The sequence below is a fragment of the Lacrimispora sanguinis genome (genome assembly GCF_044987295.1).
GTDB classification, from domain to species: Bacteria; Bacillota; Clostridia; order Lachnospirales; family Lachnospiraceae; genus Lacrimispora; species Lacrimispora celerecrescens_B.
Genome location: NZ_CP173277.1, coordinates 513,206 through 532,116, shown reverse-complemented (window position 1 = coordinate 532,116; position 18,911 = coordinate 513,206). Strand labels below are relative to the sequence as shown.

Below are 18,911 nucleotides of genomic sequence, written 5' to 3'. Positions count from 1 at the left end.
GAGGAATAGATGACTCTACCCTCCAATCCAGCTTTTTTTATTCCTTCTCAATTCCTTTGTAGCGGAAGATCGTGTATCGCAGCCAGTCTTCCATCTTTTGTCATCTGTATATCCAGTTTTTTGTTCTCATCTGTCAATATCCTTCCTAAGTGTTATCTAGTTGTTAATAAGATTATAGTCTTCAATGGACTTATTGATGCTTTCTGCCATCTTAGCAACGGTATCTTCCGGGGTCCCTTTGTTGTTGATCATGTTCTCGATCTCTGTTTCCACGATCTGCCTTGCTTCAGGGAATACACTAAGGAGTGCTCCGGCAGACTGAGGTGTGGAATCATGAAGCTGGTCAATGGCTGTTTTAAACTGAGGGTATTTTGCAATGTTGTCTTTGAACACGGCTTCATTATGAGCGGCAACCGTGACAGGGAAATAACCGGTCTGGGAGTTCCAGTAGGCCTGGCTTTCCGGGGAAACCAGAAATTTTACAAATTTCCATACAGCCTGCTGCTTTGCAGGATCCTCATTGTTTAATGCCCATAAGGAACCTCCGCCAATGGAAACGCCGCCTTTATCATCGTCGCTTACTTTAGGAAAATATGCAGTTCCCACTTCAAATTTGCCGTTCACATCGTTTAATATCTGTTTTAAAGATGCGGTGGAGCCCAGAGTCATGGCTGCTTTTCCTGCACTGAAGTCAGCAAGCCCTGCATCACCGCCTCGACCCACATTCGGTGCATAACCCTTATCCGATAAGTCTTTCCATGCTGCTAAGGTCTTTACACCGGCTCCGTTTTTATCGAAATCGACTGCCGTTGCCGCATCTTCTCTTCCATTTCCATTGTCGGCATAATAAGCCTGCTGTTTGCAGGTGAATTGCTCGAAGAACCAGCCATAAATACCTAAGGAAATCACCTCTCCGGCTCCGCCCTTGTTTATAAGATCGTCACCGATTCTTTCAATCCCCGGAAGGCTGTCAGGAATATCCGCAATACCGGCTTTCGTAAAGATATCTTTATTATAATAAAGAATTGGGGTGGAGGAATTAAAAGGCATGGAATACAAATTTCCGCTTACTGTGTAATAGGCTGCAATGTTTGGTTCCACCTGAGTTAAATCCCAATGGTCCTCGTCGATCAGCTCCTGCATGGGAATGACCCAGCCGGAATCGATCATGAAACGGGTACCGATGTCATAAATCTGAACCAGATCAGCGCCCATATTGCCGATCTGAGCACTTTTCAGCTTGTTGATGGCATCGTCATAGCTGCCCTGATACTGGGCTTCTACGGTTATTCCGGAAGTGTTTTCTTTATTGAACTTCTTTACAAGAGTATCGATGGCTTCTCCGTTTACGCCTCCCATGGAATGCCAGAATGTTATGGTGGTGTCTTTCGGGCTGTCAGAGCTTTCAGCAATCTGGGCAGCAGTTGTCTGAGTTTCCGCAGCCGGTGAGCTGGCACTATTCGTCTCTGTTCCTGTCTGCTTGGCACAGCCGGACAATGCTCCTGCTGCCATCATGACTGCCATACACATGGCAAGTGTTCTTTTCTTCATCTTCTTTCCTCCAAATTTTTTTTTGTATATTCGATAGCCTTGGCTTATCGAACCTCTGAATCAGGTCAGCCTTTGACTGCTCCTGAGAACATTCCACGGATCAACTGTCTCTGCCCTGCGATAAAAACAGAGATAGATGGAATGATGATCATGACAACACCTGCGATCATCATAGAGATGGACTGAGAGTCCACGCTGTCTAACATTCCAATTCCAATCTGAACCGTTCTCATACGGTCGGAACCGGTAACGAGAAGAGGCCACATATACATGTTCCAAGCATTGATAAAGGTATAGACTGCCATAGCACCGATTGCAGACTTGGTAAGTGGGATCAGGATGCTGTAAATAAATCTTAAGTTGGAACAACCGTCCATCCTTGCTGACTCATATAAGGATATTGGAAAAGATTTATAAAACTGACGAAATAGGAAAATACCCATTGCTGAGGTAAGATAAGGAATGATTAAAACCTTATAGCTGTCAAGCCAATGCAGCCCGCTTACAGTTAAATAGTTTGAGATGATAGTGGCCTCTCCCGGTATCATCATGGTAGCCATGACAACCATGAACAAAAGGTTTTTACCCTTAAAATCCAGAAACGAGAAGGAAAATGCCGCCAGGGAGCAGGACAGGATCTGTCCAAATGTGATACAGCCTGCCACGAAAAAGGAATTGACAATAAACCGGTTTAAAGGAATTTTAACCATGGCTTGACGAAAATTCTCAAGGGTCGGATTTCCGGGGATTAAGTTCATCTCTGTTGTGAACAGCTCACTGGAAGGCATGAATGCAATGCTGACCGCATATAAAAGCGGAAGCAGTACAAAAATGGACATGGCCAGATTTACGATGACCAGAGCAAACTTTCCTGCCCTTCTGCGAAAAAGTGCCTTCTGAGTGGCGGACCGTTTCAGTTTCTCCAGTTCGTCCCGGTTTATTTCTTTGGCTGCGGTAGTAATTACGGAATCCATCAATAGCTTACCCCCTTCTTTTCCAGACGGAACATACATAAGGTGAGGATCATGATGATGAGGAACAACAGCACGGACTGGGCGGCTGCGCTCCCGAAGCGGTAGTTAAAAAAGGCGTCCCGGTATATGGAGTAAACGATTAAATTAGTAGATTCTCCGGGTCCGCCCTGAGTGAGTACCTTAACCTGGCCAAAGGACTGGAATGCCTGGATAATATTGACCACCAGGGTGTAAAACATAATAGGGCTTAAGCCGGGAAGCGTCAGGAAGAAAAATCTCTGAATGGAATTTGCCCCATCCACAGAGGCTCTTTCATAAATAGTCTCATCAATATTGCTAAGCCCGGCACTGAAATAAAGAAAGTTAATTCCGCTGTTTAACCAGGCTGTCAGCAGGGCGACACAGGCCAGTGCATACTTGGGGTCGCTGATCCAGTTAATATGGAATCCCAGGATCTTATTAACAATTCCTATGGAAGGATGAAGCATGATTTTAAATATCATGGCCGCGGAACTGGAAGCAATGGCCATTGGAAGGGCGTATGCAGTGCTGAAGATCCGGATCCCGGGAAAGGTTTTGCTGCAAAGGACAGCAGCAATGAGCCCTAAAAGCATGCTTACTGATACGACGATTACAACAAATATTGCGGTTACTAAGAGGCTGTTGAAAAAAGACGGGGATTTTAATAGGTCAGCATAGTTTAAAAGACCGACGTAAAGCTTGGCCTGGCCCATTTTATTGGTTTTATATAGACTTAAATATATAGTTTTAAAAAACGGGAAAAACAAGAATACTGCAAATACTGCCATAGCCGGGACCATATAGACATAAGGCCCTGCTTTCTTCACAAAGGTTTTTATGTTCATAAGAAGGCTCCTTAAACGTATATAATATTTTGCTCTGTATCCATATCGAACAGTTTGATACGATCCATATCTACATAAATCGGTAAACGTTCTCCGGGTTCTGCCTTAACATTGGGACTTAACCGTACACAGATCTCATCTCTGTTGATTCGGCCATGGAATAATATCTCCGCCCCAAGGACCTCTTTCATCTCCACATCGAATAAGATCTTCTGTTCTTCTGATCCTTCTTCCTGGAAGTCTTCTGGCCGGATCCCTAAGTAGACACGCCTTCCCACATAACCGTCTTCCACCAGCCGTTTTGAGCAGATTTCGTTGGCAATCAGCTTGTTTTTACCAAATTCCAGGCAGATCTTCTCTTCTCTTCGCGTTACCCAGACAGGGAAGAAATTCATGGAAGGGGAACCGATAAAGCCAGCCACAAATTTATTAACAGGATTCTCATAGATGTCATTCGGAGACGCAGCCTGCTGGATTACCCCGCTGTTCATGACTACAATCCTGGTTCCAAGGGTCATTGCCTCTACCTGGTCATGGGTGACGTAAATGATGGTTGCTCCCAGTTCTCTGTGGATTTTAGCAAGCTCTACGCGCATCTGTGACCGCAGCTTGGCATCCAGATTGGACAGAGGTTCGTCCATTAAATAAGCTTTTGGCTGGCGGACAATCACGCTTCCAATGGCAACCCGCTGCTTCTGCCCTCCTGATAAGGCAGAAGGCTTCCGGTCAAGCAAATGGCTGATATGAAGGATTTCCGCCGCACGCCCTACTCGTTTTTCTATTTCGTCCTTCGGGACTTTATGTACCTTTAAGCCGAAGGCCATATTCTGGTAGACCGTTAAATGAGGATAAAGGGCGTAAGACTGGAATACCATGGATAAGTCCCTGCTTTGGGGGCTTGTCATATTCATAAGCTGCCCGTCTATCCACAATTCGCCGGAAGTAATGTCTTCTAGCCCTGCGATCATGCGAAGTGTCGTAGATTTCCCGCAGCCGGATGGGCCAACCAGGATTAAAAATTCCCTGTCTTTGATATCAAGATTAAAATCCTTAACAACGGTGAGGCCGTTTTTATAGGTTTTACACACATTTACAAAAGACAAACTTGCCATAGGTCACTGTTCCTTTCTGCATATCTAAAACTCATTTTATAGAATTGATGTAAAATGAAAAAGAAGCTTTTCGTAAAATGATTGTAAATCATGGTATTGACGCACAAACGATCAAAGGCTATAATAAACTAGATTTATGAAGGAGGCATAAATGACAATAGCAAAGCTAAGCGCCATGCACCAGTTGATGCGATCGTGAACATTTTTCTATAGAAAAATGGCATCAAAGGTTGACGAGGTGAAGGGTTATCGAATATTCGGCGGATGCCCTTCCATGCCCCTCCGGGCGTGTATCCTACGTGAAATATGCGGGTAACTGCAAAACAAACGCGTTGGAACCGGAGACATAGAACTGAATGTGATAAAAAAGCTGCCGTTTTTAAAATCTGGAGCCAGACAGCTTGTTTTTTGTTTGCCATTTTTAAGAACAGATGCAGACATAAAAGAATTGATTAAGGAGATTGCGAAATTATGTGTGGAATAATTGGATATACCGGACCTTTAGACTCTAAAAAAATATTACTTGATGGATTATCTCAGCTGGAATACCGGGGCTATGACAGTGCCGGCATTGCTCTCTTTATGGAGAATTCCCATACCCGTCTGATCAGACATACAGGAAAAGTATCGAATTTAAAAGAAGAATGCAAAGGAATCACAGGGGTGTCCCATTGCGGTCTTGGACATACCAGGTGGGCAACTCATGGCGGTGTAACGACCGAGAACACTCATCCTCATCGGGCCGGACGGATCACGCTGGTTCATAACGGCATCATAGAAAATTATCATCAGCTGACCGTGGATTTTCATCTGGAAGGAAAACTCCGCTCTGAAACCGACAGTGAGGTAGCTGCCTGGGTTTTAGAAAGCATTTATCAGGGAGATCCTGTAGAAGCTATTTCAAAACTAGCTGCCTATTTAAAAGGCTCTTTCAGCTTTTGTGTAATGTTTGAGGATCATCCAGGGGCTATTTATGCGATCCGTAATGTCAGCCCACTGGTGGTGGCCTATACAAGATCCGGTTCTTTTGTAGCCTCAGACTTAACTGCCCTCATTCCTTATACCAGGCAGTATTTTGTGGTTCCGGAAAATCATATTGTAAAACTCACCTCCTATAAGGTACATCTTTATAACCTTAAGCATCAGGAAGAGGTACCGGAACTGATGGAGGTAAACTGGAATATGGATGCGGCTATGAAGAATGGATTTCCCCATTTTATGCTGAAGGAGATCCACGAGCAGCCTGAGGCTCTTAAGAACACCATATTGCCACGTCTGGTAAAAGGGCTTCCGGATTTTGGCGATGACGGAATACCTGATACCGTATTAAAACAGTGCAATCAGGTTCATATTGTGGCCTGCGGTACTGCCATGCATGCAGGGATGGTGGCCAGAGCTCTTATGGAACCGCTCCTTCGGATCCCTGTTACGGTTTCCATCGCTTCTGAATTCCGTTATGACACTCCGCTCATCGACAGTAAAACCCTGGTCATCATCATATCCCAGTCCGGGGAAACCATTGATACCCTGGCAGCTCTACGGCTGGCGAAGGCCTGTGGGGCTGCGACTCTTTCTGTGGTCAATGTTAAGGGGTCTACCATAGCCAGGGAAAGCGATTACGTTCTTTATACCCATGCAGGCCCTGAAATTGCGGTTGCCAGCACCAAAGCATATTCTGTCCAGCTGGCTGCTCTTTATATGGTATGCTGCCGCATGGCCTTTGTCCGGGGCAATTATGACCGGGAGGAAGCCGGGGACTTTATAAAGCAGCTGCTTGACGCCATACCCGCCATGGAAGCCATGATTGAAAAAAGGGATGAGGTAAAGGCTTTGGTGACACACTTGATCAATAAGCCGGATGCCTTTTTTATCGGACGTGGTCTGGATTACGCCTTTTCCTTGGAAGGTGCTTTGAAATTAAAAGAAATTTCCTATATCCATGCAGATGCCTATGCAGCAGGAGAATTGAAACACGGAACCATTGCTCTTATAACGGATCAGGTTCCTGTAATCGCCATTGCAACCCAGGAGAAGATCTTTTCAAAAACCGTCTCCAATATCAGGGAAGTAAAAGCAAGAGGTGCATTTGTTATTTTATTGACAAAGGAGAAATCAAAGATCGAACCTGGGATCGCTGATGTTCAGATCAACATTCCGGATATCGGCGACCGGTTTACTGTATTTCCCATAGCAGTCGTGCTGCAGCTTATTGCATATTATGCTTCTGTGGGAAAAGATTTGGATGTGGATCAGCCAAGGAATTTAGCGAAGTCCGTGACAGTTGAGTAATCTTATCGGGTAAGAAAACTTGAAAAGAACCATGAGGGGAGCGGCATTAGCCGTCTCCCCTCATGGTTCTTTTTTAAATATCTAGTATTAATCTTTTAAAAGCGGCAGGAAGGATTCTCCGTTTTGCGGAGCGCCTGTGCCAAAATAATCACAAACGGTTGCACCTATGTCAGAGAGGGTTTTTCTTTTTCCCAGGTTTCTTCCTGTTATTCCTTTTTTATAAACAAGAAGCGGGACACGCTCCCTGGTATGCTTACTGTGACCGATATTGGGATCATTTCCATGGTCGGCCATGATCACCAGAATGTCCTGGGCAGTCAGCTCTGGTAAAAGTCTGCTGATTCCCTGATCTGCTATTTCCAGGATTTTTTTATAGGTCATAGTGGACTGGGAATGTCCGGCTAAGTCCGTTTCCTGTACATTGGTACATAAAAAGCCCTGAGTTATGGCTTCTGTTTCCCGGAAGGTAAGGTCCATTACTTCCTGTGTGGGCACGCAGGAAATACTCAGTCCCTTATCATTGGATACAATATCCGCTACTTTTCCAATCAGGGTACAGTCAAACCCTGCATTTGTCAGAATCGTGGGGGCCTGTACCTTTTGATCCACCCCATAGCCTAAGTGCCTGCATTGGTAGCCATGATCGTAGGATTTGGATTTTGCAGACGCTATGCCGATGAAACGGCCTTGTTTCACCTCTTCAGCATTCCAGAGGTCTTCCATGGTATTTCCGGTTCCGCCAAACACAATTACCCGGCCTACGGTTACTACTTCCCGAACCTTTCTTGCTATGGCATATTCCTCTTCAAAGGAGATCAGATCCAAAGGAGCTGTTACGTTATAGCACATCCCCAAGTCTGCTTCCAGATTATCTGCTACAGTTACGTATTGGTCTACCAGTAAATAGCGCAGCCCCTGCCGTTCGATGACTTTTACCTGATGTCCATTTGCCTCCAAATGTGCTTTTACTGCTTCTGCTTTTTCCTGGAAGGGATGGACTTCCGGTTTTTTCGGGAGTGTTCCCATAATTTCCTGATGGCCCATAAACGTGTCTGCTCCATAATGCATGAGCCCGCAGCTTCCGAAATTTGCTTTAAGTGAGAATTTCATGGAGGTGCTTTCCTCTCCATAGGCATTCATAAGCCCCAGCTTTTCCAGTGTCGGGAGCTTTAGATCGGGGTAGTCCTTCAGAATGCTTCTTAAGGTATTAGCCTTTTCATCTCCAGGCCTGGCAAGACGTGCATCTTCCATGGCTCCGATGCCGAATCCATCCAAAACAATGACAATCAATCTTTTTTTCATAACTTTTTCCCCATGCTGTCATAGATTCCAACAATTTGCGGTTTCTTCTTTTTCAACCCTTCCAACAGCACCACATCCGAACGGGTAACGAAGATTTGATAACGGAATGCCATTATTACAGTATCTCCTACCGTCCCTTCTTGGGTCAGGCCGAAATGATAATCAATGCTTTCATTGGTAGGCGGAATAACCTCCATTTCAGTGAAATGATCAAAAGCAGTTCCAACCAGGGCTGATTTTACGTGGGAACGCCGGTAATGGCCGCCGCCGTAGCAATAGGCATGCTTTTTAAAATTGTGAGAAATTTCACTTACATAAGTAACACAAGGGATTTCCTCCAGCACATGGTCCGCATGCATGGGCGTGGTACCGGACAGGCCATGGCCCGGCTCGGCGCAGTTTCCTCCCATTTCTCTGATCTTATTCAGAGCGTAGGTACAGGAACCGGAAGGTGTATCGATGATGGTTACCTGGAATCCGCACTCCTTTAAAATCTCAGCCGCCTGTTTTACGGTATCCATATTCCTGGTAGGGATCAGGTCATGGGCTGTTTCTTCATATAAAAAACAGGGGAAAGATGTGACACCTGTGATTTTTACACAGGGATACTGTGTTTTGATCCGTTCTGCCAGATCTTTTAACGCATCGAGATGGAACCCTGCCGTCTGTCCTGAGTAGATCATGTCCGAATCGCTGGTAACACGGAGAATGATCTCCTGAAAAAGCCCCAGTTTCTTAGCTGCCTGATGGATCTGACAGATTTTTTCTTCGGAATATACCGTGATCATCTGAGGACGGTATGCTACGATCTCCTCCACCTGTGCAGTAGGAATCTGTACCAGATGTCCTACGTTTGCGATGGGGATCTGGTGCTCCATCATCACTTTGGCTTCTTTATAATCCACTACAACGGCCCCTTCGTAGCCCAGTTCCACCAGTTTCCTTGCCAGATAAGGATTTCTTCCGGCCTGTTTCAGCATAAAAAACAGCCTGATCTCCTTTTCTTTTGCTTCTTTTAACATAAGCGATGCATTATCCAGAAAGGTATCCACGTCTATTACATAAGAATCCGGCTGGATCTGCCCGCTCTGGTGAAGCTCAAAGGAGGCTTTGATTAATTCCGGGTTTCGTTTTAAGGTCTGCTCTAAAAACATTTATATCACTCTTTCTACAGCTTCTTTTATAATATGCATAATGGTATCCGCCCCGGACCGCATGGGGTTGATCCGGATCATACGGCTTTCCAGTGTAGGATCCGTACTCCGGAAGGTACCGGATACCCGATAAAACATGGGAACCAGTTCGTATTTTGATTCTGCTCCCACTGGATTCGGTGCTGCTCCCAGTTTTTCGGCTTCCCTAAGGACTTTTTCTGCAATGTTCTCATAAAACTCAACCAAAAGTACTTTTGACTGGGCATTTGCCAGAAATGCCTGCTTTACTTTAGGGATCTCACCTGCGTTCAGCCGTTTTACACATACTTCATTTACCTGGGCCTGGATGGCTAAGGCCACAGGCGCATAGGCAAGGCCGTGAAGTACATCCAAGGCTTCATGCCCCTGGACCTGGGTGCCTCCGGAATAACTTTCTTTCACTAGCTTTTCAATATAACATGCCTTTCCAACGATAATGCCTACGCCTTCCGGGCCCAACAGCTTAAAGGAAGAAAAACAGGAAAGGTCCGCTCCGCACTGGATGCCAATCTGGTTCACTTTCATGGCGGCATAATTATCATCGGTTAATATGGGAATATCAATGCATTCCTTAATTGTTTTTATCACCTGGGTCATGTCATAGCGGTCATCTGGCTTTTGCCTGGTGTATTGGATGAGAGCGCCCTTAATATCATTGTTTTCTTTTATTACCCGGCGTATATCGTCCGGATCATTATAATCAGCCTCTACCGTCGAAATGTATAACATTTCTAAAGATGTGGCAGTGGTACTGTAAACAGGTGCCTTGTGTACCAGAATTTTTTCTGTCGGTTTTAATATGGTATGGAGCCCCAATCTTATGGCTCCGCTTCCGGCGCCTCTCACCAGGATACAGGCTTCCCCATCAAACAGATCCGCAATAACCCGTTCCGCCTTTTTTGTGGTTAACGGCTTATTAAGACCTGGAACAACCCCTAAATCTCCACGGTTTAAAATCTCGCGGCCGCTGAATGTTTTTGTGATACAATCAATCACTTTAAATTGCAGCCTGGCGGCCTCCTCTACTGAGATGCTGGATAATGGATAAGTCTGCATACGTTCTTCCTCCTTATTTCAGAATCCGGTCCGGATTATTAATCAGCAGCATATCGATTTGTTCCTCAGATAAACCATAATTCCGAAGCATGGGAAGAAAGGTCTCAAACAAATAGGCATAACCCAAGCCTCCCCACTCTTTTAAATGAGTTTTTCTGGTTATATCCATTGATAATACCACCTGTCCCAGAAAACCTTCTTTTGCGATTCGTTTTAATGTTTCTGCACGGAACTGGTCCGGACAGTAATTATTTTTGCCCACAGTATCAAATCCGATATTGACGCCTTCCTTCAGAACCGAAAGAATATAATCCGGGTCTTGGGAAAGGTCTAAATGACCGATAATGATCTTTTCCGGCTTAACCCCGGCCTGTTTTAAATATTCAGCCTGTTCCAGAGCCATGGTTCCAAGGGTTGTATGGGTAGTTACTACGGCACCGGTACGCACCGCTGCCAAAGCCATGGAATGAAACACTTTTTTTTCCATATCCGTCATGATGTTTTTGCTGGTTCCAAACTCTCCGATGACCCTTGCTTTGATGCCGGAATCCCCAATTCCTTTCGTCAATTCTTTTTCTGCCAGTTCAGCAAGTTCCATATCAGACATGGAATAAACAAAGTCCGGAAGAAACGGCTCTTTATAAAAACCGGTCGACTGCAAGATCCGGATGCCGGTGGCTTTTTCCATCCGGCTTACATATTCCGGATTCCTTCCCATACCCATATTCGTCACATCCAGAATGCGCCTGACGCCAAGCTGATATAGAGAGCAAAGCTCTGCTTTTGTTTCCTCAAAGCAGTCAAGCCGGCAATCCTGGTCTTTTTTTACCCCGGATAAGTCTATGGTAATGTGTTCATGCATCAAAGTATAACCTTTTTCCATGTTTTGCCTCCAAGGGACAAAGGGAAAAGTGATTTTCACATTTGCCTCGTCATTATGCACTAGAAATACATATCAAAATTCATAAAGTACCGCTCGATCAACTGGGATCTTTGACAGACCATTAATCTGGCCTTTCGGAACATTGCTTCAATGTCTTCTTTTTTACTTTCGCAGATCAGAAGGGTACAGCACCCCAATTTACTGGCCGGAATGGTCAGTGCGGATTTTCCGCACATATTGACTACCCGCATCAGTCCTTTTCCCGAACGAGCCTGGCACGTTTCTGTCTCCTTATCAAAATGGCCGTAAATGCTGTCACCCATGGCATTCACATCCACCGGTCCTTCCTTTGAGATGAGGATGGTTCCCGGACCCGTGATCTGATTTAAGAACTGGATCAATGGTTCCCGGTGCCCATAAATATCCGGCGGGTTTTCATTGGAAACTTCTTTCCATTCCAGGCCGTCCTCCCAATTCATGGATTCCTCTTTCAGATTAATTCCAAGCAAAGGATTTAGAACCTGTTCCAGGGTCTTTAAATCTCTGGTAATGGCACCAAGGCTGGGAGAAAATACAATACCATCCGTAGAAGTTTTTGCATATTGCTTCATATGTTCCTGCTCGATTAATGGAGAGATAAATCCATATAGGTTGAGGGCAGCAGCAGGTGCCAGTACACTGCCGCCGCCGTCTGTTCCGATTCCGGCATCGTTGATTCCATAGAATACGTTGAGTGCCGTACCGCTGCTGGAGCCGGTCATCCATTTTCCGGTAATGGGATTGATAAGCTGTAAATCCACCGCTCTTCCGCCAAGAGCCATTTTATCGGCGGTATGAAATAAAAAGCCATTTTTATTGAGGCGCTCTTTTAGCTCTCCTGGTATGACCGAAGTATCCTTGACTCCAGTATACCAGGCAAACCCATGCTTTTCGAGAGATGGAGCAACCAGATCGATGACGCGGGGATTTACCTGGTTTACCGTGCAATAGGGATTTTTAAGTGCCAAAAATGTTTTCTTTGCATAGGTTTCAAGTCTTTCCATATCAATTCCAGTTACTTTGCTGCCGGGACTGCAATAAGGCCTATGATGAGAAGCAGATTTAACAGCACTCCGAAAATGATACATGCTACAGGACCAACAGCCAGGTCAACAATCGGTTTTTTCGCTTTCTTATTTAACAGGAAGCCCCCGATTACAAACAGTGCTCCGATTCCAGTGTATCCGGAAGAGGCAACTGCCATTTTTTCTGCTGCAACAATACCGCCTGCGAGCAAGGAAATCTCCAGAACCTTGTTCATGGATGTTCTCACATACTCTCCCATATCTTTGACTCCCGGGAATTTATCCATGTATTTTGCAAAAATGTTAATAAGGAAAATCTCTGCCACCATAACTGCAAATCCGAGTATAAATGCAAAGAACGGGTTTCCATGAAGGAATAGTCCGACTACAAATACAAAGGTACAACCGGCCGCGCCGTACACGCCTGTTACAATGGCTGTTGTAAATACCAGAGGTATGAAGCCAATGGCTCTTGCCAGTGCGGTTAATCCGGCATTGCTGTATTCCTGGTTGGCCAAAAGAGCCAGGGAAGCAGGATCGCCGGCAATAATGGCAAGGCTGGTTCCGGCTGCGATCAGACCGCCCATAATAGCTAACAGCAGCCAATTTTTTCTAATACGTAAAATATTGCCCTCAAAGCCCTTGGTCAGCCCTTCATTGGTATGTTCCGTTCCTTTCTTCTGTGCAGCATAGACGATCATCATAATCATGCCTGCAAGCATTGCCATACCTTCTGCATTTAAAGAAACCTTGCCTGCACCGATGGTAAAGGTACCGAATTTTTTAACAAGAAAATAGACTAGCAGGGTAACGATTCCTGCGGTCATGCCTTTTTTAAAGCCGTGCTGGTAAGCAATGCCCACTGCCGGGAATACGGCAAATGCAACCGTTATATAGCCGGAAACGCTTCCTAAGTCACTGGTGAAGTTATATGGCATATAGCTGAACAGTTTTACAACAAACTCTAAACCAGCCAGAATCGCCAGGCCATAAGCGGCTCCGATGACAGCGGATAGGATCATACCGTTTCTGCTGTTATTACAAAATGATCCGATGATATCAGTAGTCAGCAGCAGGCAGTGGATCAAAATAATGCTTGCTGCAATGGAGGTCGGTATACCAAAACCGATGACCAGGCCGAAGCTGATGGCAAAGCTCATGGCCGCTAATTCTTTTCGGTTGATCTCTCCGTTAAAATACTGCCCCACAATTGGCCGGAAACCGTCATTAAAAACTGCAATCCCCTGATTGGATAAAACAGAAGCCAATGCCCCGATTAATGCAATAACTATGTATTTCATACCTATGAAACCTCCTCTTTCTCAATGATTGCCTGCAACAGAACCGGAAGTACCTCTTCTTTGTGCTGTGCTGTAAATCCGTATGCTTTTTTCCCCTTTTGTACCTCTTCTCTGATAAAATCTCCGCTCTTTATCATTCCGGGCATGGAAATCGTAGAACAGAGTCCGGAACCCAGCATGGCCATAGCCATGGCCAGCGCTCCGCCGCCGCCAGTATTGCAGGCACCTACATAATAATCATACGTCCCGTTTTTCACGCCAAGTGCAGCATCTAGATCCCCCTTGATCTCGATCTCCGCCCTGCCGTTCATCTGCAGTGCTACCAGTCTGGCAATTTCTTCCTTGTCAATCTGACCACCAACCACAATCTTCATTGCTTCTATCCTCCTTTTATCCTTGTATCATTGCTTAATAAAGGCCAATTGGCCATGATACCTATTATGAAAGCAGATTGCAAAGATGAACGGTCAGAAAGTTCCGCTCTGCTTCCGGGAACTGGATATCTGTTTCCTTTAACAGTTCCTCTTTTAACATTTCCGCCCTTTGATAAACCGGCTCCTTTTTTATCCCATCGAGAAGCGTGTTATCCAGAGGGTGTTCTACAACCCCGTCTAAAACTCTTTGTCCGGCCATGGCCAGATGAGTGATGAACATTGCTGCCTTATTCTCTTCTGCGTCAGGCTTTTCTTCCAGTATCCGGTCCACTATGTTTCTGGAGTAATCCGCAACCTTTTTGCAAATCACGTGATTTTCCTCCAGAATATCCAGACGCTGGTTTAAAATATCTCTTAAATCCATTGGATTCCCTCCCAGTTTCAATATACATTATTTTGTACTTTGCTCTAAAAAGACAATTTCTAGAAATAGGGTTCTCTTTTTTTCTCCCTTACCTCCCGGATAATCTCCACAACCTTCGGTATGCTGACATACTTATCCAATAGTGCCTTTAGATATTCATCCTCCTTTCTAATAACCATAACAGCCGTCGAAAACAGATTGTTGTAATCAGATTCATCTAAAAAGGCTACATTCAGTGGTTCGTACTTATGCTCCAGGATATCGTCATAGTTCCATACTCCTGCATCTATCATACCATCCATCAAGGCGCTTACGGTCTGCTGAGTCCGGATCGGGACCAGGGTAACCTTTTTGCCGTGGATAATATTTTTGGTAATACAGCTCTGGTCAATGGAGCTGCTGTCGTATGCTACCCGCATGCCATCCTGAATGCCTTCAAATTTGGAATTCCCTAAAAGTAGCACGTGCCTGGAAAGGAAGCTGCCCGGTCCGAAATTAATTGCAACTTCAATCTGCTTTCCTTCTCTTATGGATTGTTCTGCCGCGTACTGGGAGCAGATAGCAAATTGATAGGTTCCTGATTCTACCAGATCAATACGTCCCACTGCGCCTCTGGCGTAAGCCATATTAAAGTTAAGCGGTGCAAACTGAGTATACATAGCCGTGGCGAACCCCTCATAAGTCACGGAATATGGAAGGGGCATGATTCCCAGAATTTCTTTGCGCATGCAGTTTTCCTGCAGCTTCTTATAATCAATCTCTTTGATGCAGGTTCCCTGATGTCCATGATTCTCCAGTGTCACTGCTTTACATTCCTTTAAACAGGCAAATGCGTTCTGAATGGTTCCCCTTGATACCCCGAATTTATCCTGATACTCTGAGATGGGCAGAATCCGGTCTCCCGCATTCCGGGACATTAAATCCAGTGCCAGCAGATTTTTAACCAGGCCTATTTTTTGATATAGGTTTCCTGCTTCTAAATGTTTGTTTTTCATGAGTTCTCTCACTTTTAGCAATTTACATTATTTTGTATATTCACACAATATCATAGGATATGTGCAATGTCAACAATATTATTTTTCATATCTTTATTTTATGTACAGAAAATACAATTTTATGAACGAAAAACGGACATTTCCGTTGTATCACTGAAATGTCCGTCTTCCTATCAATTACTTTGTCTTATTCCACTCCATTTTTGTATCAACAAAATTGTGAATCAGCTTAACGGTACCATCTACACCTACGGAGCTCCGATTAATACATAAATCGTAGCTTCTTACATCTCCCCATTTTTTATTGGAATAGTAATTATAGTAGCTGGAACGCTTTTTGTCCGTTTTGACCATAATATCTTTTGCTTTGGTATCATCGACATGATAAAGTTCTTTTATGGATTTCACCTTGTCTTCTTCATCGGCAGTAATGAACACGGAAACAAGGTTGGGATATTCCGCCAGAGCATAATCGGCACATCTTCCAACGATCACACAGGATTCTTCATCCGCCAGCTGTTTGATGGTATCAAACTGTGCTAAAAAGATCTTATGATTTATTGGCATATCCATGTAACCAGAAGTTGTGAATCCCATGGAATATGTATCCATCACAAGGGAATACAGAAAACTGTTGGTTGGCTTCTCATCGTGAGTCTTGAATAATTCTTCACATAACCCACTGTTTTTTGCTGCAAGTGCCAAAAGCTCCTTGTCATAGCATTTAATACCCAGTTCTTCTGCCAATTTCTGTCCGATGATTTTTCCAGAACTTCCGCATTGTCTTCCAATTGCAATCACTAAATTTCCACTCATATAGACAGCTCCTTCCGGTATCTTGTAATTATATTATACCTTAAAATATCTGAAAAATCTATATTTTTATTTCGATTTAACTGTTTTTTGAAAAGGAGCTTTTATCTAGCCTGTTAAGTTGTCCGCAGTTTTCTCAATAATTCTTCAAAATAGTCAGGAAGAGGCGCTGAAAATTCCATATATTCACCGGTTCTGGGATGGATAATTCCCAATACACCGGCATGAAGGGTCTGCCCGTTAAGACGGAATGGGCACTTTGCAGGACCATAGACAGAGTCTCCTAAAAGAGGATGTCCAGTGCTTGCCATATGAACTCTGATCTGATGGGTCCGCCCTGTTTCAAGCTGACATTCTATATAGGTATACTGTCTAAACCGCTCAAGGACACGGTAATGGGTTATTGCATCTCTTCCATTTTTTTCATTTATGCTCATTTTCTTCCGGTCTATGGGATGACGGCCTATGGGAGCGTTGATCGTTCCCTCGTCATCCTTTAAGACTCCGTGTACGATTGCAGCATATCTTCTGGTAATGGAATGTTCCTTCAGCTGCTGGGAAATAGAATTGTGAGCCATATCATTTTTACATACAATAAGAACCCCGGTGGTATCCATGTCAATTCGATGGACGATCCCAGGGCGCATAACTCCATTTATTCCAGATAACTCGCTGCGGCAATGAGACATCAGCCCATTGACCAGGGTTCCGCTGTAATGACCTGCGGCAGGATGGACCACCATCCCCTTTGGTTTATTAATGAGAATGATATCCTTATCTTCATAGATAATATCAAGGGGGATATCCTCCGGTACGATTTCCGGTTCCCTTATTTCAGGAAGGGTCAGGGAAATCCGTTCCCCTGTATTTACTTTATAATTGCTTTTTACTGGTTTTTCTTCAACCAGCACGGATTCTTCCTTTAAAAGCTTCTGAAGGTAAGAACGGGAAATATCCTGGCATTGGTCGGATAAATACCGGTCGATGCGGACACCGGCATCCTCAGGAGCGACTACAAACTCTTGACTCAACCCAGCTCCTCCTTTTTATGAAGGGAAAGACAGGATAAGTCCTCCTCTTTGTAATAAAACAGAAACAGGAGCATAAAAACGAACATGGAAATCGTGACGTAACAGTCTGCAACATTAAAAATCGGAAAATCGATCAGTTTAAAATATAAAAAGTCTACCACATAGCCTCTGGTAAAGCGGTCGATCATGTTTCCTACCGCTCCCGCCGAAAGAAACATGGCAATAAGGTGCAGGGGTAGGTATTTTCTGTCTGCAGGCATACGACTGACAGAAAACGCTGCTACTGACAGTACTACCAAAGCGACCAGCAGGAAAAATGCCTGTTTACCCTGAAGCATTCCAAATGCTGCCCCCCGGTTTTCGGAATAATAAAGTTCAAACACTCCATTCCAGATCACAAACGGAGGCCGGTCCATGAGATGCTTAACAACAAGAAGCTTTGTCCATTGATCTAAGCCAATGGAAAGAAAGAAGCCGATGATCATCCCGATGATCAGTTTTATTTTTTGATTCATGAAAATCTCCTTAAGTTAAGATGTGGTGAAGCGCTTCTGCCATTTCTGTTTCAGTGACAGTCTTGCAGGTAAAGGCTTTACCAATCTGTTCTAACAGGATAAACCGGATGGTACCGGAATCCATTTTTTTATCACTTTTTGTTGTGAGAATAATTTGTTCAGTGGAAAGCCCATTAACCGTAACAGGCATGTCAAATTGTTTCATTACCGATACAAGTCTCGGAAGCTCTTCGGAACGGATCAATCCTCTATTTATAGAAATTGCCATGGCAGCAATGCAGCCAAGCCCTACACAGTGACCGTGTACAAGCCGAAAATCCGATAGCTTTTCAATGGCATGTCCCAGGGTGTGGCCCAGGTTTAAAAGAGCACGTTCTCCCTGTTCCGTTGGATCCTTTTCTACCACATCCCGTTTGATCTGGTTGCTTACAAGAACCATTTCGCTTAATACCGCTAAATCCCTGCTCCAGATTTCGGAGGAATGCTCCATAAGCCATTGGTAATAGGAAGCGTCTTTGATCAATCCGTGCTTAATAATCTCTCCCATTCCTGAGGAAAATTGTTCTTCTGAAAGAGTTTTTAAAGCGGCGGTATTGGAATATACCAGCTTCGGCATGTGGAAGGCGCCTATCATATTTTTATAGGAATCAAAATCAACGCCGGTTTTTCCTCCGATGCTGGAGTCAACCTGAGACAGCAGGGTTGTAGGTACCTGGATAAAGGAGATTCCACGCAAATAGGTGGCTGCTCCAAAACCGCATAAATCTCCCACAACGCCTCCGCCTAATGCAAGCAAATAATCGTGGCGGTCAAATTGTTTTAAAATAAGGGTTTCATATAAATTTCTGACAGTATCCAGATTCTTATATTCTTCTCCGGCAGGAAAGATAAAATGTTCTGCTTTTTTACAGCAAGATGAAACAATGGTTTCCACTTCCTCAAGGTAAAGGGGCGCCACATTGGAATCCGTGACAATACAGACCTTGCGTTCTCCCAGGTTCAGCTTTTTCAGTTCTTCTTTTAGTCCGTCAAACCCAGTTTCCATGACAATCTCATAAATGAAGGCACCGTTCATGTGTACCGGAATTCTATATCCCATGGTATTCTCCTCTTTCCTGTCCGTGCTTTTGAACATGTTATATTCCTATATCATGGAAGAAAGCAAACA

Annotated in this window: 18 protein-coding genes; 1 reads left to right on the top strand and 17 read right to left on the bottom strand. The window is 44.4% G+C overall.

Going from position 1 to position 18,911, the window contains the following annotated elements; all coding sequences use genetic code 11:
- Positions 1 to 156: 156 nt before the first annotated feature.
- The 4 genes from ACHZES_RS02545 to ACHZES_RS02530 all read right to left on the bottom strand — a co-directional run bounded on the left by ACHZES_RS02545 (position 157) and on the right by ACHZES_RS02530 (position 4,503).
- On the bottom strand, positions 157 to 1,551 hold the full coding sequence (locus ACHZES_RS02545) for an ABC transporter substrate-binding protein (protein WP_038284360.1): 1,395 nt from the start codon (positions 1,549 to 1,551) through the stop codon (positions 157 to 159).
- A gap of 65 nt (positions 1,552 to 1,616) precedes the next feature.
- Positions 1,617 to 2,525: a carbohydrate ABC transporter permease gene (locus tag ACHZES_RS02540; RefSeq protein WP_395548501.1), complete on the bottom strand. Its 909-nt coding sequence runs from the start codon at positions 2,523 to 2,525 to the stop codon at positions 1,617 to 1,619.
- Positions 2,525 to 3,391: a carbohydrate ABC transporter permease gene (locus ACHZES_RS02535; RefSeq protein WP_395548503.1), complete on the bottom strand. Its 867-nt coding sequence runs from the start codon at positions 3,389 to 3,391 to the stop codon at positions 2,525 to 2,527. Before ACHZES_RS02535 ends, ACHZES_RS02540 begins: the two co-directional genes overlap by 1 nt.
- A gap of 11 nt (positions 3,392 to 3,402) precedes the next feature.
- Complete coding sequence (locus ACHZES_RS02530; protein ID WP_395548505.1) at positions 3,403 to 4,503, bottom strand: ABC transporter ATP-binding protein; 1,101 nt, start codon at positions 4,501 to 4,503, stop codon at positions 3,403 to 3,405.
- Positions 4,504 to 4,974: 471 nt separating this feature from the next.
- Here ACHZES_RS02530 and glmS point away from each other — a divergent pair, with 471 nt between their 5' ends.
- The gene (gene glmS, locus ACHZES_RS02525; RefSeq protein ID WP_395548507.1) at positions 4,975 to 6,792 is read left to right on the top strand and encodes a glutamine--fructose-6-phosphate transaminase (isomerizing); all 1,818 of its coding nucleotides are present in this window, start codon (positions 4,975 to 4,977) and stop codon (positions 6,790 to 6,792) included.
- 87 nt (positions 6,793 to 6,879) lie between these two features.
- Here the strand turns inward: glmS and ACHZES_RS02520 are convergent, their stop codons facing one another.
- The 13 genes from ACHZES_RS02520 to aroB all read right to left on the bottom strand — a co-directional run bounded on the left by ACHZES_RS02520 (position 6,880) and on the right by aroB (position 18,842).
- Positions 6,880 to 8,094: a phosphopentomutase gene (locus tag ACHZES_RS02520; protein ID WP_395548508.1), complete on the bottom strand. Its 1,215-nt coding sequence runs from the start codon at positions 8,092 to 8,094 to the stop codon at positions 6,880 to 6,882.
- A complete protein-coding gene (locus tag ACHZES_RS02515) occupies positions 8,091 to 9,248 on the bottom strand; it encodes an alanine racemase (RefSeq protein WP_395548509.1) in 1,158 nt (385 codons plus the stop codon). The genes ACHZES_RS02520 and ACHZES_RS02515 overlap by 4 nt, the downstream gene beginning before the upstream one ends.
- The gene (locus ACHZES_RS02510; RefSeq protein WP_038284348.1) at positions 9,249 to 10,343 is read right to left on the bottom strand and encodes an aminotransferase class V-fold PLP-dependent enzyme; all 1,095 of its coding nucleotides are present in this window, start codon (positions 10,341 to 10,343) and stop codon (positions 9,249 to 9,251) included.
- Between the two features lie 13 nt (positions 10,344 to 10,356).
- On the bottom strand, positions 10,357 to 11,226 hold the full coding sequence (locus tag ACHZES_RS02505) for a phosphotriesterase (protein WP_395548510.1): 870 nt from the start codon (positions 11,224 to 11,226) through the stop codon (positions 10,357 to 10,359).
- A gap of 59 nt (positions 11,227 to 11,285) precedes the next feature.
- The gene (locus tag ACHZES_RS02500; RefSeq protein ID WP_395548511.1) at positions 11,286 to 12,269 is read right to left on the bottom strand and encodes an amidase family protein; all 984 of its coding nucleotides are present in this window, start codon (positions 12,267 to 12,269) and stop codon (positions 11,286 to 11,288) included.
- Between the two features lie 11 nt (positions 12,270 to 12,280).
- Positions 12,281 to 13,591: a YhfT family protein gene (locus ACHZES_RS02495; RefSeq protein WP_038284344.1), complete on the bottom strand. Its 1,311-nt coding sequence runs from the start codon at positions 13,589 to 13,591 to the stop codon at positions 12,281 to 12,283.
- A 2-nt stretch (positions 13,592 to 13,593) separates the two neighbouring features.
- Entirely contained in the window at positions 13,594 to 13,965 is a 372-nt protein-coding gene (locus ACHZES_RS02490) for a DUF2620 domain-containing protein (protein ID WP_038284342.1), read from the bottom strand.
- A gap of 64 nt (positions 13,966 to 14,029) precedes the next feature.
- Positions 14,030 to 14,389 carry a PRD domain-containing protein gene (locus tag ACHZES_RS02485; protein ID WP_038284341.1) on the bottom strand — a complete coding sequence of 120 codons (360 nt, stop codon included), beginning with the start codon at positions 14,387 to 14,389 and terminating at the stop codon, positions 14,030 to 14,032.
- 59 nt (positions 14,390 to 14,448) lie between these two features.
- Positions 14,449 to 15,384 (bottom strand): GntR family transcriptional regulator YhfZ, encoded by a 936-nt coding sequence (gene yhfZ, locus ACHZES_RS02480; protein ID WP_089993355.1) that lies wholly within the window; start codon positions 15,382 to 15,384, stop codon positions 14,449 to 14,451.
- A gap of 177 nt (positions 15,385 to 15,561) precedes the next feature.
- Entirely contained in the window at positions 15,562 to 16,200 is a 639-nt protein-coding gene (locus tag ACHZES_RS02475) for an AAA family ATPase (RefSeq protein ID WP_089993353.1), read from the bottom strand.
- Positions 16,201 to 16,313: 113 nt separating this feature from the next.
- Positions 16,314 to 17,228, bottom strand: a complete 915-nt coding sequence (locus ACHZES_RS02470) for an RluA family pseudouridine synthase (protein WP_154520665.1) — start codon at positions 17,226 to 17,228, stop codon at positions 16,314 to 16,316.
- Positions 17,225 to 17,743 carry a signal peptidase II gene (gene lspA, locus ACHZES_RS02465; protein ID WP_038284335.1) on the bottom strand — a complete coding sequence of 173 codons (519 nt, stop codon included), beginning with the start codon at positions 17,741 to 17,743 and terminating at the stop codon, positions 17,225 to 17,227. The genes ACHZES_RS02470 and lspA overlap by 4 nt, the downstream gene beginning before the upstream one ends.
- Before the next feature lie 10 nt (positions 17,744 to 17,753).
- Positions 17,754 to 18,842 (bottom strand): 3-dehydroquinate synthase, encoded by a 1,089-nt coding sequence (gene aroB / locus ACHZES_RS02460; RefSeq protein ID WP_395548513.1) that lies wholly within the window; start codon positions 18,840 to 18,842, stop codon positions 17,754 to 17,756.
- Positions 18,843 to 18,911 lie beyond the last annotated feature (69 nt).